Origin of the sequence: Pseudomonas sp. IT-196MI5, from assembly GCF_949767415.1 — a bacterium.
Classification (GTDB): Bacteria; Pseudomonadota; Gammaproteobacteria; order Pseudomonadales; family Pseudomonadaceae; genus Aquipseudomonas.
This window is the reverse complement of the sequence record NZ_CATKPZ010000011.1, coordinates 112,148-126,177: the sequence shown is the minus strand read 5'-3', so window position 1 is coordinate 126,177 and position 14,030 is coordinate 112,148. Positions and strand designations below refer to the sequence as shown.

Annotated in this window: 12 protein-coding genes; 9 read left to right on the top strand and 3 right to left on the bottom strand. The window is 60.2% G+C overall.

Annotation, left to right across the window (positions count from 1 at the left end; all coding sequences use genetic code 11):
* Positions 1–182: 182 nt before the first annotated feature.
* Positions 183–1,532: a spinster family MFS transporter gene (locus tag ACM6IK_RS08140; protein WP_414873898.1), complete on the top strand. Its 1,350-nt coding sequence runs from the start codon at positions 183–185 to the stop codon at positions 1,530–1,532.
* Positions 1,533–1,715: 183 nt separating this feature from the next.
* Here the strand turns inward: ACM6IK_RS08140 and rapA are convergent, their stop codons facing one another.
* Positions 1,716–4,562, bottom strand: a complete 2,847-nt coding sequence (gene rapA, locus ACM6IK_RS08135) for an RNA polymerase-associated protein RapA (protein WP_414873897.1) — start codon at positions 4,560–4,562, stop codon at positions 1,716–1,718.
* Positions 4,563–4,778: 216 nt separating this feature from the next.
* Here rapA and ACM6IK_RS08130 point away from each other — a divergent pair, with 216 nt between their 5' ends.
* The 3 genes from ACM6IK_RS08130 (at position 4,779) to ccoM (ending at position 5,642) form a co-directional block, all read left to right on the top strand.
* A complete protein-coding gene (locus tag ACM6IK_RS08130; protein WP_108216746.1) occupies positions 4,779–5,120 on the top strand; it encodes an aspartate-semialdehyde dehydrogenase in 342 nt (113 codons plus the stop codon).
* Between the two features lie 99 nt (positions 5,121–5,219).
* A complete protein-coding gene (locus ACM6IK_RS08125; protein WP_218430314.1) occupies positions 5,220–5,381 on the top strand; it encodes a hypothetical protein in 162 nt (53 codons plus the stop codon).
* 144 nt (positions 5,382–5,525) lie between these two features.
* Positions 5,526–5,642: a cytochrome c oxidase subunit CcoM gene (ccoM, locus tag ACM6IK_RS08120; protein ID WP_305729722.1), complete on the top strand. Its 117-nt coding sequence runs from the start codon at positions 5,526–5,528 to the stop codon at positions 5,640–5,642.
* Between the two features lie 265 nt (positions 5,643–5,907).
* Here ccoM and ACM6IK_RS08115 read toward each other — a convergent pair whose 3' ends face one another.
* On the bottom strand, positions 5,908–7,383 hold the full coding sequence (locus tag ACM6IK_RS08115) for an inorganic phosphate transporter (protein ID WP_414873896.1): 1,476 nt from the start codon (positions 7,381–7,383) through the stop codon (positions 5,908–5,910).
* Positions 7,384–7,760: 377 nt separating this feature from the next.
* Positions 7,761–7,961 carry a hypothetical protein gene (locus ACM6IK_RS08110; RefSeq protein ID WP_007986337.1) on the bottom strand — a complete coding sequence of 67 codons (201 nt, stop codon included), beginning with the start codon at positions 7,959–7,961 and terminating at the stop codon, positions 7,761–7,763.
* A 691-nt stretch (positions 7,962–8,652) separates the two neighbouring features.
* Between ACM6IK_RS08110 and pcaR the strand changes: the two genes are divergently transcribed.
* The 5 genes from pcaR (at position 8,653) to pcaF (ending at position 14,025) form a co-directional block, all read left to right on the top strand.
* On the top strand, positions 8,653–9,495 hold the full coding sequence (gene pcaR / locus ACM6IK_RS08105; RefSeq protein ID WP_108216748.1) for a pca regulon transcriptional regulator PcaR: 843 nt from the start codon (positions 8,653–8,655) through the stop codon (positions 9,493–9,495).
* A 123-nt stretch (positions 9,496–9,618) separates the two neighbouring features.
* Positions 9,619–10,965 carry an MFS transporter gene (locus ACM6IK_RS08100; protein WP_414873895.1) on the top strand — a complete coding sequence of 449 codons (1,347 nt, stop codon included), beginning with the start codon at positions 9,619–9,621 and terminating at the stop codon, positions 10,963–10,965.
* Between the two features lie 221 nt (positions 10,966–11,186).
* Entirely contained in the window at positions 11,187–12,044 is an 858-nt protein-coding gene (locus ACM6IK_RS08095) for a CoA transferase subunit A (protein WP_020798340.1), read from the top strand.
* A complete protein-coding gene (locus ACM6IK_RS08090) occupies positions 12,044–12,823 on the top strand; it encodes a CoA-transferase subunit beta (protein WP_223550837.1) in 780 nt (259 codons plus the stop codon). Before ACM6IK_RS08095 ends, ACM6IK_RS08090 begins: the two co-directional genes overlap by 1 nt.
* Positions 12,820–14,025: a 3-oxoadipyl-CoA thiolase gene (gene pcaF, locus ACM6IK_RS08085; RefSeq protein ID WP_414874304.1), complete on the top strand. Its 1,206-nt coding sequence runs from the start codon at positions 12,820–12,822 to the stop codon at positions 14,023–14,025. Before ACM6IK_RS08090 ends, pcaF begins: the two co-directional genes overlap by 4 nt.
* The last annotated feature ends 5 nt before the right edge of the window (positions 14,026–14,030 follow it).

Genomic DNA, 14,030 nt, shown 5'->3' with positions numbered 1-14,030 from the left:
AGAAAGGTATTTTTCAACGACCGGACGGACTGCGAAATACCCGTCCTGCGAAAGCTCCTACAGGTTGCGTCCCATGGGTTGGTATCAGCCTGGCGAATAATGAAAGACAGGTGTGGCCGCCCTGTCTAGATTGCAAAGTCCGGGGGCAGTGACGCCCCAAAAACAATAAAAGAGACGGACCCATGCAGAACTCGACCCAAGCGGCCAATGCCTGGCGCATCCTGTTCCTGTTGTTCCTGGCCAATCTGTTCAATTTTTTCGACCGCACTATCCCGGCCATCATCATCGAACCCATTCGCATGGAATGGCACCTCAGTGATTTCCAGCTGGGGATCATCGGTACGGCATTCACCATCGTCTACGCCATTGCCGGCTTGCCATTGGGGCGCATGGCCGATACCGGTTCGCGCAGCAAGCTGATGGGCTGGGGGCTGGCGGTATGGAGCGGGTTGACCGCCGTCAACGGTATGGTGGGCAGTTTCTGGAGTTTCCTGATCGTGCGCATGGGCATCGGTATCGGCGAGGCCAGTTATGCGCCAGCCGCCAACTCGCTGATCGGCGACTTGTTCCCGGCTCACCGCCGGGCTCGCGCCATGGGCATCTTCATGCTCGGGCTGCCGTTGGGGCTGTTGCTGGCGTTCTTCACCATCGGCGCGATGGTCAAGGCCTTCGATAGCTGGCGCGCGCCGTTCTTTATCGCAGCGGTGCCCGGGCTGATCCTCGCGATCTTCATGTTTTTCATCAAGGAGCCGAAGCGTGGCGCCGCCGAGAGCGTTCAGGTGTCGCAGGAAAAGATCGATCGGCCGATCCGCCGGGTATTGGCTGTGCCGACCTTCCTGTGGCTGGTGATGGCCGGCCTGTGTTTCAACTTCGCCACTTATGCCTGCAATTCGTTTCTGGTGCCGATGCTGCAGCGCTACTTCCTCATGCCGTTGCAGGAAGCGGCGGTCGCCACCGGGGTTATTGTCGGCGTGACCGGGTTGGTCGGCCTGACCCTCGGTGGCTGGATCGCGGACAAGATTCACCAGCGGATTGCCAACGGGAGGCTGTTGTTTGCGGCCTTCAGCCTGGTGATTTCGACGCTCTGCACCGCGTGGGCGCTGCATTCCGGGCGCATCGAGATCGGTGTGTTTATCGCCGTATTCAGTGTGGGCTGGCTGTTCGCCTACAACTTCTACACCTGCGTATACACGGCGATTCAGGATGTGGTCGAGCCGCGGTTGCGGGCGACGGCCATGGCGCTGTTCTTTGCCGGGCTGTATCTGTTGGGCGGCGGTTTGGGACCGGTGGTGGTCGGGGCCTTGTCGGATCACTTTGCCCACTCGGCGATGCTGTCAGACGGTGCCGGGCAGATGACCGAAGCCTTCAAGGCGGTCGGCCTGCACGATGCGATGTACCTGATTCCGGTGGCGCTGTTGTTCACCGTGGTGTTTCTGGTGCTGGCTTCGCGGTGTTTTGTGCGCGATGCCAAGCGGATGAAGGAAGGGTTGGTGGCGGTGGTTGAGCCTGAAGGTTCTGCGGTGACTGTTTAACCGCTATCGTCGGAACGCCGCCCGGAGCAAGCTCGCTCCCACATTGGATCTTCAGTGCATATGAGATCCCTGTGGGAGCGAGCTTGCTCGCGATGAGGCCATCAGCAGCACTACTGAAATTGAAGTAAACAAAAAGGCCCGCATCGCTGCGGGCCTTCTTTTTATGGCGGTGGAGGAGAGCTGTTAACCCGCCACCAACACCCGAATCGCTTCCAGTCGCAGCGCAGCCTTGTCGAGCATGGCCAGGCCTTGCTCGCGTTGTTTGCGCAGGGCAACCAGTTCGCTGTCGCGTACGGTCGGGTTGACCGCTTGCAGCGCGGTCAGACGTGCCAGTTCTTCTTCGGTATCGGCGGCCAGGCGACGCTGCGCTTCGGCGACACGTTCAGTGTGGCGGGGCAGGATCTTCGCTTCACCGGCGTTGATCCGTGGCGTCAACTGGTCACGCTGGGCCTGGATGAACTTGTTGGCGCTGGCACGTGGCACGCTTTCAAGCTGATCGTTCAAGGTTTCGAACGAAACGCGGGCCGACAGGTCGTTGCCGTTGGTATCGAGCAGGCAGCGCAGGGCGGCCGGCGGCAGGTAGCGGCCCAGTTGCAGTGAGCGCGGGGCAACCACTTCGCTGACATACAGCAATTCCAGCAACACGGTGCCCGGCTTGAGTGCCTTGTTCTTGATCAGCGCCACGGCGGTGTTGCCCATCGAGCCGGACAGCACCAGGTCCATGCCACCCTGAACCATCGGGTGTTCCCAGGTGATGAACTGCATGTCTTCGCGAGACAGCGCCTGGTTGCGGTCGTAGGTGATGGTCACGCCTTCGTCGTCGCCCAGCGGGAAGCTGGCGTCGAGCATTTTTTCGCTGGGCTTGAGGATCAGCGCGTTTTCCGAATGGTCTTCGCTGTCGATGCCGAAGGCGTCAAACAGGGTTTCCATGTAGATCGGCAGCGCGAACTGATCGTCTTGCTCAAGGATATCCTCCACCAGCGCATCGCCTTCGCCCGCGCCACCGGAGTTCAGCTCCAGCAAGCGGTCACGGCCGGTGTGCAGCTCGTCCTCCAGACGCTCACGCTCGGCGCGGGCTTCGTCGATCAGCGCTTGCCACTCGCCGTCGTCGGCCTCTTCCAGCAGCGGCAGCAGGCGCGGGCCGAACTGATGCTGCAAGGCGTTGCCGGTCGGGCAGGTGTTGAGGAATGCGTTCAGTGCTTCGTGGTACCACTGGAACAGACGCTCTTGCGGGCTGGTTTCCAGATACGGCACGTGCAGTTCGATGATGTGCTTCTGGCCGATCCGGTCCAGACGACCGATACGTTGCTCCAGCAGGTCCGGGTGGGACGGCAGGTCGAACAGCACCAGGTGATGGGAGAACTGGAAGTTACGACCTTCACTGCCGATTTCCGAGCAGATCAGCACTTGCGCGCCAAATTCTTCATCGGCGAAGTAGGCGGCGGCGCGGTCACGCTCGAGGATGTTCATGCCTTCGTGGAACACCGTGGCCGGGATGCCGGAACGCACGCGCAGGGCGTCTTCCAGATCCATGGCGGTTTCGGCGTGGGCGCAGATCACCAGCACTTTGGTGCGCTTGAGCATCTTCAGCTGATCGATCAGCCACTCGACGCGGGGGTCGAATTTCCACCAGCGTTCTTCTTCGCTGGTGTCCGGTTGGGCCTGGAAGCTGACTTCCGGGTACAACTCGGCGTGATCGCCCAACGGCAGTTCGAGGTATTGATCCGGGCACGGCAGCGGGTACGGGTGCAGCTTGCGCTCCGGGAAACCCTGGACGGCGGCGCGGGTGTTGCGAAACAGCACGCGGCCGGTGCCGTGGCGGTCGAGCAGTTCACGCACGAGGCGGGCGCTGGCTTCGGTGTCGCCATCGTTGACGGCGGCCAGCAGGGCTTCGCCTTCGTTGCCGAGGAAACCGTGGATGGTCTTGTGGGCTTGCGGCGACAGGTGTCCCTTGTCCAGCAACTCCTGAACGGCTTCAGCCACCGGGCGATAGTTTTCGCTCTCGGCGCGGAAGGCTTGCAGGTCATGGAAACGGTTCGGGTCGAGCAGGCGCAGACGAGCGAAGTGGCTGTCCTGGCCCAATTGTTCCGGGGTGGCGGTCAACAGCAGCACGCCGGGAATGGTTTCGGCAAGTTGCTCGACCAGCGAGTATTCAGGGCTGACCTGATCTTCGTGCCACACCAGGTGGTGAGCTTCGTCGACCACCAGCAAGTCCCAGCCGGCCGCGAACAGCGCGTCCTGGGCTTTCTCGTCGTCCACCAGCCACTCGAGCGCGACCAGCGCGAGCTGGGTGTCTTCGAACGGGTTGCTGGCATCGCTTTCGATGAAACGCTCTTCGTCGAACAGCGCGACCTGCAGGTTGAAACGGCGGCGCATCTCGACCAGCCACTGGTGCTGCAGGTTTTCCGGAACCAGGATCAGCACACGGCTGGCACGGCCCGAGAGCAATTGGCGATGGATTACCAAGCCGGCTTCGATGGTTTTGCCCAGGCCTACTTCATCGGCCAGCAGAACCCGTGGTGCGATACGGTCGGCGACTTCGCGGGCAATGTGCAACTGGTGCGCGATCGGTTGCGCACGCACGCCGCCCAAACCCCAAAGGGAGGACTGCAACTGGCGGCTGGTGTGTTCCAGAGTGTGATAACGCAGGGAGAACCAGGCCAGCGGGTCGATCTGGCCGGCGAACAGACGGTCGCTGGCCAGGCGGAACTGGATGAAGTTCGACAGTTGGGTTTCCGGCAGGGTGACCACTTCGTTCTGCCCGTTGAGGCCGTGGTAAACCAGCAGGCCATCAATGTCGTCGACTTCGCGGACGGTCAGTTTCCAGCCTTCGAAGTGAGTGATGGAGTCACCGGGCGAAAACCGCACGCGGGTCAGAGGCGCATTCCGTAGCGCGTACTGGCGGGTGTCGCCAGTGGCCGGATAGAGCACGGTCAACAAGCGACCGTCCTGTGCCAGAACGGTGCCTAAACCCAGCTCGGCTTCGCTGTCACTGATCCAGCGTTGCCCCGGTTGATACTGCTGCGCCATGCTGCCTGACTCCCACCTGAAAAAGCCGGCTATCTTAACGGAATGAGGGCTTCAGGGCCAAAGGACTCTCAGAAAAACTCACAGTCATACGTTAGCCCACCTGTGCATGGCGCGCCGCCCGGTGCACTAATGAGTGCCAATCGGGTCACAGTTTGCGACCGATGGCTCAAGTCGCCATCCCCGCAGCCGACAGCCTGCTGACAGGAGACTGAAACCATGCTGCCACCGATGCTCCCCCTGAGTGCCGTGCCGATCACTTCACAAACCGACCCGATCCGCCAGCGTCCGGACATTCCACCGGTGGTGCCGGTGCAGGAAAGCTCCAGTGAAAGCACCATTGACCTGCAAAAGCGCAATCCTGAAGAGGACGGGTTAGTGTTGCGCGAGGAACAGCGCCGCAAGCAGGAGCAGCAAAGACGTCGCCGCGAGGCTGATCATGACCCCGAGGCGCACCTGGCGATTCCCGGTGATGAACTCAATGCCGACAACACCGTGCCGGTGGCGCCGCTGATGGAAGATCAGCCGCGGCAGGGGCTGTGGGTCGATATCGAGATTTGAGCGCAGGCTGGTCAGCGCGGCCTTCAGGCCGCATTATTGGCGTAGGGTTGCCGAACGCTACGGCGGCTGACACTCATTTCAAGCGATGCACTGATTGCCATGAGCCAAGACGACAAACTGATTGACCTCAACGCTGAACGCGCCAAACGTATCCATGACCTCAATGACAAGCGGCTCAATGAAGTTCGCCAGGCGTTCGAACAGGCCATGCCATTGGGCAAGGCCAGGAAAAAGCCGAAAAACAAACCGAAAAAGCGCTGAAATCCCCCCGCATTCATTGATGCGGGTCAAACGTTTCCCTTCCTCTTGCCCAGTCTCGGGCGACATTGATCCCGGTCAATATTCTCTCCTGCCCGTTTGGTTAACTTAGCCCTATCGCAACAGGGCAAGTGCAGGAGACGCGTCATGTTTTTCGACAACGTGGTGATCGCCGGAGTGCTGACTGTCGGCCTCATGTTTGTGTTTTTTGCAGGATTCGGACTTTTTATCTGGAAGGATTCGCACAAGCGGAAAAAACCGTAGTTCTTTCTGGATGTAATGAGCACGCAAGGCATTTTGGGCAACTTCGGTTGCCCTTTTTTTTGTCTGTCATTTAGGGAAGTACACAAGATAAATGTGGGAGCGGGCTTGCTCGCGAAGAGGCCGTGTCAGTCAGTATCTATGTTTACTGACACACCGCCTTCGCGAGCAAGCCCGCTCCCACATGGGTTCTATGGTGTTAAGAAATCCATGGCAATAAAAAAGGCGCGTTCCTTGCGGAGCGCGCCTTTTTTCGTTTGGCTGCCTATCAGCTGCCAAGGGCCTTCGAAGCCAGCCAGAACAACCCGGCCGACAGGGCCACGGTGGCTGGCAGGGTCAATACCCAGGCCAGCAGGATGGTTCTGACGGTGCCGCTTTGCAGGCCGCTTTTGTTGGCGACCATGGTGCCCGCCACGCCCGAGGACAGCACGTGGGTGGTGGAAACCGGCAGGCTGAAGATGTTGGCCATGCCGATCAGGCTCGCGGTGGTGATCTGCGCCGACATGCCCTGGGAGTAGGTCATGCCTTGCTTGCCGATCTTCTCGCCAATGGTCAGTACCACGCGTTTCCAGCCGACCATGGTGCCCAGGCCCAAGGCCAGTGCAACCGCCAGAATCACCCAGAACGGCGCGTATTCGGTGGTGGTGGTCAGGTCTTTGCGCAGCTTGTCCAGGTCGGTCTTTTCACGAGCCCCGAGCGTTGGCAGCTTGCTGACTTTCTTCGCGGTGTCGTCCAGGCAGAGCAGGTAGCGACGGACTTCGATACGGCTTTCCGAAGGCAGCGAGTGATAGTCGGCTACACCTTTGAGGGTGTCGAGCAAGGCGTTGATGGTCGGTTCGGTCTGTTGCGGGTTGCAACGGAATTTCTCCGGCAGATCGCCATCCAGGCTCTTGCCCAGGGCCAGGAACTCACCCAGGGTTTCGGCATTGCGCTGGTAGAACTGGTTCAGGTGCAGCGTAGCGTCGCGAGTCCGCTCGATCTGGTAGGTCGTGCTGTTCAGGTCGAGGACGAACTGGGCCGGCACGATACCGATCAGGACCAGCATGATCAGGCCGATACCTTTCTGGCCATCGTTGGAGCCGTGCACGAAACTCACGGCCATGGCCGAGATCACCAGTACCAGGCGATTCCAGAACGGCGGGTGTTTCTTGTCGTCGATCTTGCGGCGCTGTTCCGGTGTCTTGTGCATCTTCGACAGCGGACGCCACCATTTAAGACCGATCAGGATCAGTGCGGCGATCAGGAAACCGGCCATCGGCGAGAACACCAGGGAAGCGCCGATATCGATCGCTTTCTGCCAGTTCACACCGTCAGCCAGCGGAATGTCGTTGATCAGGGCGTTGGCCAGGCCGACACCGAGGATCGAACCGATCAGCGTGTGGGAACTGGAAGCGGGAATACCGAAGTACCAGGTGCCCAGGTTCCAGGTGATGGCAGCGGCGAGCAACGAGAACACCATGGCCAGTCCGTGCCCGGTGTTCACATTGATCAGCAGTTCTACCGGCAACAGGTGGACGATGGCATACGCCACGCCGACCCCGCCCAGCAGCACGCCGAGGAAGTTGAACACACCGGAGAAAAACACCGCCAGGTGAGGCGGCATGGCTTTGGTGTAGATAACGGTCGCCACCGCGTTAGCGGTGTCATGAAAGCCGTTGATGAACTCGAAGGCGAGGACAAAGGCCAGGGCGAGCAAGAGGCTCACAAGCACCCAAGCATCCAGTCCGCTGAATAAATCGATCATGAAGGTTTTCTGACCCGGTCATAAGGGGGCGCGATTATGCCAGAAAAGACTGCTAATCAATGCACTAGCTGCTCATCGGTAACATACTTCAACGATTTTTTTTGCCGCAGCACCCGAAAACCCACGGTTTTGCTGTGTTTTGTAAGTCATTGATTTTATAGAAAAAAGATACCTTCACAAAACCTTCACGACCCGGTAAGAGGGGCTTGAACGGTTGTGAGAAAAATCTGAGAAATAGGTCAGACACCGGAAATATGCCGGATTCGACGACGGTGATGGCTGCTGCCCGCTCATGGCGGGCGCGAAAGGCAGCATCAATACACCCCCGCTTTTAACGGGTGCAGAGGCTGGCCTTTGTAAGGATCAGGCCAAAGCAGTCACGGCTCTTCGGCTTTGAGTTCCTTTTCCATTTTTTGAAGTTCTTGCTGAAAAACCTGGTCCTGAACGGTGGCGCGTTTACGCCAGGGCTTGCGTTCCGGTTCGGGTTGAGCGGCGTAAGTGGTGACTTCTCCGCCGTAAACTTCCTTGTAGCGTTGTTCCTGGCGCTCTAGTTCCGCGCGCAGTTCGTCTTTCGTCACAGTGCTACCTGATTGAGTTGGGATAAATTCTGGTGAACACGCGCTGCATCAAATCGATTGATCACGTTCGTCGAATGGGCAATGCCCGTCAAGGCATCGTTTTGGCAACAGGGTGATCAATACTTCCATGTCACAGGCGGCCACGGCACCAGATATAAACAGCTGACGTAGCTTCAGTTTCCTGTATCAGCAAGCGCATTGGCAAGGCGGTTCAATGCGAGCCTGGCGCTTGCAACGGGCAACGGCGATGTAACATCGCATTGCCGGGCAGCGGGTTCGGCAAGTAAAAAACCGAAGCGCTACTGAATTGTATTATAGCGGCCGATTTGAAGAACACTATATCCAAAGAGTTAAAAGCGGATCCCGGTGTGTGACCATTTTGTTGCTCGAAACTTTACGATTAACTGGAACGCCGGCGGGGTACCAGATTGCAGCCTGCCTGCCTGACGCCATTATGTTCGAACAAGTTACGGTATTTAGATTGCCCCATTAAGTCCTGTGTCGAGTCGATGTAAACAACGGTTCGTGAGTCAGCGAAAAACCGGAGACCCGCGAATCGGGTGATTGACTCGATGGATTGCGATTATCGGTCGAGCGTTCGATAATCGCCCGAAGATGGCAGGCCGGGCTTGAGTGCCAGGCGGTAGCCCTTTGTAATAGTCGCTGATCCGAGTGGGTAACAGGACCTTGTATGAACGATCAAATGCGTAACTCCTTCACTTCAGTGGCTCCCCCCATCGTTGCCTCACCGGCCAAACGGATCCAGGCACTGACCGGCGACCCGGACTTCATGACGTCCCTGGCCCGTGGCCTGGCCGTGGTGCAAGCGTTCCAGGAGCGCAAACGACACCTGACCATCGCCCAGATCAGTCACCGAACGGAAATTCCCCGCGCCGCCGTGCGCCGTTGCCTGCACACCCTGATCAAACTCGGCTACGCCACCACCGACGGCCGCACCTATTCGCTGCTGCCCAAAGTGCTGACCCTCGGCCATGCCTATGTGTCATCGACGCCGCTGGCGGTGTCCGCCCAGCCCTACCTGGACCGCATGAGCGAGCAACTGCACGAGGCCTGCAACATGGCCACGCTGGAAGGTGATGACATTCTGTACATCGCCCGCTCCGCAACCACCCAGCGCCTGATTTCGGTGGACCTGTCGGTGGGCGGGCGCTTGCCAGCCTATTGCACGTCGATGGGGCGGATTCTGCTGGCCGCGCTGGATGACACGTCGCTGGGCGAATACCTTGATCACGCCGAACTGCAAGCCAAGACCAGCCGTACGATTCACACCCCCGAGGCATTGCTCGAATGCCTGCAAGAGGTGCGACAGCAAGGCTGGTGCATCGTTGACCAGGAACTTGAGCAAGGGCTGCGTTCAATTGCCGTTCCTGTGTATGACGCCTCCGGCCAGGTGGTTGCGGCCCTCAACGTCAGCACTCACGCCGGGCGAGTCAGCCGCAATGAGCTGCAACAGCGATTTCTGCCTGGCCTGCTGAGTGCCAGTCGCGACCTCAGCGCCCAGCTGTTTGCCTAAGCTGTTCGATAAACGCACAGAGTCGCGTTTATCGAATTGACGCTGTTTCCTGCGGATCATTACTGTCGCGGCTTCGTCAGCATCTGCTGACACCGTTCGACTGCGATCCGTGGAATAAAAATAATGAACCAGCCTCAGTCTGCTGTAGGTAACTGCCTCGACGTGCAGTCCTTCATCAATGCTCAACCCATTTCGCGCTACCAATGGCGGGTGGTGATCCTGTGTTTCCTGATTGTCTTCCTCGACGGCCTCGATACTGCGGCCATGGGTTTCATTGCGCCGGCGCTGTCTCAGGATTGGGGGATCGATCGTGCCAGCCTTGGCCCGGTGATGAGTGCCGCCTTGATCGGCATGGTATTCGGCGCACTCGGTTCAGGGCCATTGGCTGACCGATTCGGACGAAAAGTCGTACTGGTCGGTGCGGTGCTGTTGTTCGGTGCCTTCAGCCTGGCCTCGGCCTACAGCAGCAATGTCGATCAGTTGCTGGCATTGCGTTTCCTGACCGGCCTGGGTCTGGGCGCCGGCATGCCGAATGCCACGACCCTGCTGTCGGAGTACACCCCGGAGCGCAAAAAGTCCCTGCTGGTAACCAGTATGTTCTGCGGTTTCAACCTGGGCATGGCTGGCGGCGGATTTATCTCGGCCAAGCTGATTCCGGCCTTTGGCTGGCACAGCCTGCTGCTGATCGGCGGAATTTTGCCGCTGATCCTCGCCGTCGTTTTGCTGCTCTGGTTGCCGGAGTCGGCGCGTTACCTGGTGGTACGCAATCGCGGTACGGACAAAGTGCGCAAGGCATTGGCGCCGATTGATCCGACGGTGGTGGCCCTGGCGTCCAGTTTCAGCGTTCCGGAACAGAAAACCGTGAAGGCGCGCAATGTGTTCGCGGTGATTTTCTCCGGCACCTACAGCGCCGGCACCTTGCTGCTGTGGCTGACCTACTTCATGGGCCTGGTGATCGTTTACCTGCTGACCAGCTGGCTGCCGACGCTGATGCGTGACAGTGGCGCGAGCATGGAGCAAGCCGCCTTCATCGGCGCGCTGTTCCAGTTTGGCGGCGTGCTGAGTGCGGTGGGCGTGGGCTGGGCGATGGACCGGTTCAATCCGCACAAGGTCATCGGCATTTTTTACCTGCTGGCCGGGGTGTTTGCCTACGCGGTAGGGCAGAGCCTGGGGAACATCACAATCCTGGCGACCCTGGTGCTGGTGGCCGGGATGTGTGTCAACGGCGCGCAATCGGCAATGCCGTCGCTGGCCGCACGGTTTTACCCGACTCAGGGGCGAGCCACCGGGGTGTCGTGGATGCTCGGGATCGGCCGCTTCGGCGCTATCCTCGGGGCATGGATGGGCGCGACGCTGTTGGGGCTGGGCTGGAATTTCGAGCAAGTGCTGACAGCGCTGGTGATTCCGGCGGCCCTGGCGACCACGGCAGTGGTGATCAAGGGCATGGTCAGTCATGCGGATGCGACCTGAGGTTGGTTGCCGAGTTTTACGGTGAGTTATCGGGCCTCTTCGCGGGCAAGCCCGCTCCTACAGAGATCGGTAGCCAAGCAACAATATGTTCGATAATCGAACGGTTAGTCGATTATCGGATTGTTTGGCGTTTTGCACGGGCTTAATCTTCAGTCATTCCGGCGCTGCGCATCGGCGCCTTCTTCCACTGTCGGTTAACAATAAATGGGAGCCTGCCCCCAATGGCTGAAATCCTTTCGCTGCACGACGCGGTGAAGCAATTCGTAAACGACGGCGATACGGTCGCGCTCGAAGGCTTTACTCACCTGATCCCGACGGCGGCGGGTCACGAAATCATTCGCCAGGGCAAGAAAGACCTGACCCTGGTGCGGATGACCCCTGACTTGATCTACGACCAGTTGATCGGTGCCGGTTGTGCCCGCAAGCTGATTTTCTCCTGGGGCGGCAACCCGGGTGTCGGCTCCCTGCATCGCCTGCGTGACGCCGTGGAGAAGCAATGGCCGCACCCGCTGGAAATCGAAGAGCACAGCCACGCCGACCTGGCCAATGCTTACGTCGCCGGCGCTTCCGGCCTGCCGTTCGCGGTCCTGCGTGCCTACGCCGGTTCCGACTTGCCGAAGGTCAACCCACTGATCAAATCCGTCACCTGCCCGTTCACTGGCGAAGTGTTGGCCGCCGTGCCTTCGGTGCGTCCGGACATTACCGTGATTCACGCGCAGAAAGCCGACCGCAAGGGCAACGTGCTGCTCTGGGGCATTCTCGGTGTGCAGAAGGAAGCCGCGCTGGCGGCCAAGCGCTGCATCGTCACCGTTGAGGAAATCGTCGACGACCTCAATGCACCGATGAACTCCTGTGTACTGCCAACCTGGGCCTTGAGCGCTGTTTGCCACGTGCCAGGCGGCGCGCACCCGTCCTATGCCCACGGCTACAACGAGCGCGACAACCGTTTCTACCAGGCCTGGGACCCGATTGCCCGCGACCGTGAAACCTTCACCGCGTGGATCAATGAGTACATCCATGGCAGCGCTGACTTCAGCGAGTTCCAGGCCAAACTGGCCGCCGCTTCGGAGGCGAAGTAATGACTTACACCACCAATGAAATGATGACCGTCGCCGCCGCTCGCCGCCTGAAGAACGGTTCGGTGTGCTTCGTCGGTATAGGTCTGCCGTCGAAAGCGGCCAACCTGGCGCGCCTGACTTCCTCGCCTGATGTCGTTCTGATCTACGAGTCGGGTCCGATCGGTGCCAAGCCGAGCGTACTGCCGTTGTCGATCGGCGACGGTGAACTGGCGGAAACCGCCGACACCGTAGTCCCGACCGGCGAGATTTTCCGTTACTGGCTGCAGGGCGGGCGCATCGACGTCGGCTTCCTTGGAGCGGCACAGGTCGACCGTTTCGGCAACATCAACACCACCGTGGTCGGCGACTACCACGCGCCGAAAGTGCGCCTGCCAGGTGCCGGTGGCGCGCCGGAGATTGCCGGTTCGGCCAAGAGCGTACTGATCATCCTCAAGCAGTCGGCGCGCTCCTTTGTCGACAAGCTCGACTTCATTACGTCGGTCGGCCATGGCGAGGGCGGTGATTCGCGCAAGCGTCTCGGTCTGCCGGGCGCCGGTCCGGTCGGGATCATCACTGACCTGTGCACCATGGAGCCGGAGGAGGGCACCCACGAGTTCGTGGTCACCGCACTGCATCCTGGCGTGACCCGCGAGCAAGTGGTCGCCGCCACCGGTTGGCCGATTCGTTTTGCCGACAGCGTTGCGACCACCGCCGAGCCAACCATCGTGGAGTTGACCGCGCTGCGTGATCTTGAAGCCCGCACCGCCGCCGCCCACGGCCAAGCCCCCGGAGAAGCCTGATGCGTGACGTTTATATCTGCGACGCGATTCGTACCCCCATCGGCCGTTTCGGCGGTGGTCTGTCGACGGTGCGTGCCGACGACCTGGCTGCCGTTCCGATCAAAGCCTTGATGGCGCGCAACCCGTCGGTGGACTGGAACGCCGTGGACGAAGTGTTCCTCGGCTGCGCCAACCAGGCCGGTGAAGACAACCGCAACGTCGCGCGCATGGCGCTGTTGCTGGCGGGCCTGCCGGAAAGCATTCCCGGTGTGACCCTCAATCGTCTTTGCGCTTCGGGCATGGACGCCATTGGCACCGCGTTCCGCGCCATCGCCAGCGGTGAGATGGAGCTGGCGATTGCCGGTGGCGTCGAGTCGATGTCCCGCGCTCCGTTCGTGATGGGCAAGGCTGACGCGGCGTTCTCGCGCAACATGAAACTGGAAGACACCACCATCGGCTGGCGTTTTATCAACCCGTTGATGAAAGCCCAGTACGGTGTGGATGCGATGCCGCAGACCGCTGACAACGTCGCCGATGATTACAAAGTGTCCCGAGCCGATCAGGACGCCTTTGCCTTGCGCAGCCAGCAGCGTACGGCCGCCGCGCAAGCCGCAGGTTTTTTCGCCGAAGAAATCGTCGAGGTGCGTATTGCCCACAAGAAGGGTGAAACCGTGGTCAGCCAGGACGAGCATCCTCGCGCGGATACCACCCTGGAAGCCCTGACCAAACTCAAACCGGTGAACGGCCTCGACAAAACTGTCACCGCCGGCAACGCCTCCGGAGTGAACGATGGCGCGGCAGCGTTGATCCTGGCCTCGGCCGAAGCCGTGAGGAAACACGGCTTGACCGCTCGCGCCAAAGTGCTGGGCATGGCCAGCGCCGGTGTTGCGCCGCGGGTGATGGGCATTGGCCCGGTGCCTGCGGTGCGTAAACTGACCGAACGCCTCGGTGTGGCGGTCAGCGATTTCGACGTGATCGAACTCAACGAAGCCTTCGCCAGCCAGGGTTTGGCAGTGCTGCGTGAACTGGGGATTGCCGACGATGCGGCCCAGGTCAACCCCAACGGTGGCGCGATTGCCTTGGGTCACCCGTTGGGCATGAGCGGTGCGCGACTGGTGTTGACCGCGTTGCATCAGCTGGAAAAAACCGGTGGCAAGAAAGGTCTGGCGACCATGTGCGTCGGCGTCGGTCAGGGTCTGGCCCTGGCGATCGAGCGCGTCTGACGCGC

Excerpts from the sequence above, each read along its gene's own strand:
- ACM6IK_RS08140 (WP_414873898.1), top strand. The coding sequence starts at position 183 with ATGCAGAACTCGACCCAAGCGGCCAATGCCTGGCGCATCCTGTTCCTG.
- rapA (WP_414873897.1), bottom strand. The coding sequence starts at position 4,562 with ATGGCGCAGCAGTATCAACCGGGGCAACGCTGGATCAGTGACAGCGAA.
- ACM6IK_RS08130 (WP_108216746.1), top strand. The coding sequence starts at position 4,779 with ATGCTGCCACCGATGCTCCCCCTGAGTGCCGTGCCGATCACTTCACAA.
- ACM6IK_RS08125 (WP_218430314.1), top strand. The coding sequence starts at position 5,220 with ATGAGCCAAGACGACAAACTGATTGACCTCAACGCTGAACGCGCCAAA.
- ccoM (WP_305729722.1), top strand. The coding sequence starts at position 5,526 with ATGTTTTTCGACAACGTGGTGATCGCCGGAGTGCTGACTGTCGGCCTC.
- ACM6IK_RS08115 (WP_414873896.1), bottom strand. The coding sequence starts at position 7,383 with ATGATCGATTTATTCAGCGGACTGGATGCTTGGGTGCTTGTGAGCCTC.
- pcaR (WP_108216748.1), top strand. The coding sequence starts at position 8,653 with ATGAACGATCAAATGCGTAACTCCTTCACTTCAGTGGCTCCCCCCATC.
- ACM6IK_RS08100 (WP_414873895.1), top strand. The coding sequence starts at position 9,619 with ATGAACCAGCCTCAGTCTGCTGTAGGTAACTGCCTCGACGTGCAGTCC.
- ACM6IK_RS08095 (WP_020798340.1), top strand. The coding sequence starts at position 11,187 with ATGGCTGAAATCCTTTCGCTGCACGACGCGGTGAAGCAATTCGTAAAC.
- ACM6IK_RS08090 (WP_223550837.1), top strand. The coding sequence starts at position 12,044 with ATGACTTACACCACCAATGAAATGATGACCGTCGCCGCCGCTCGCCGC.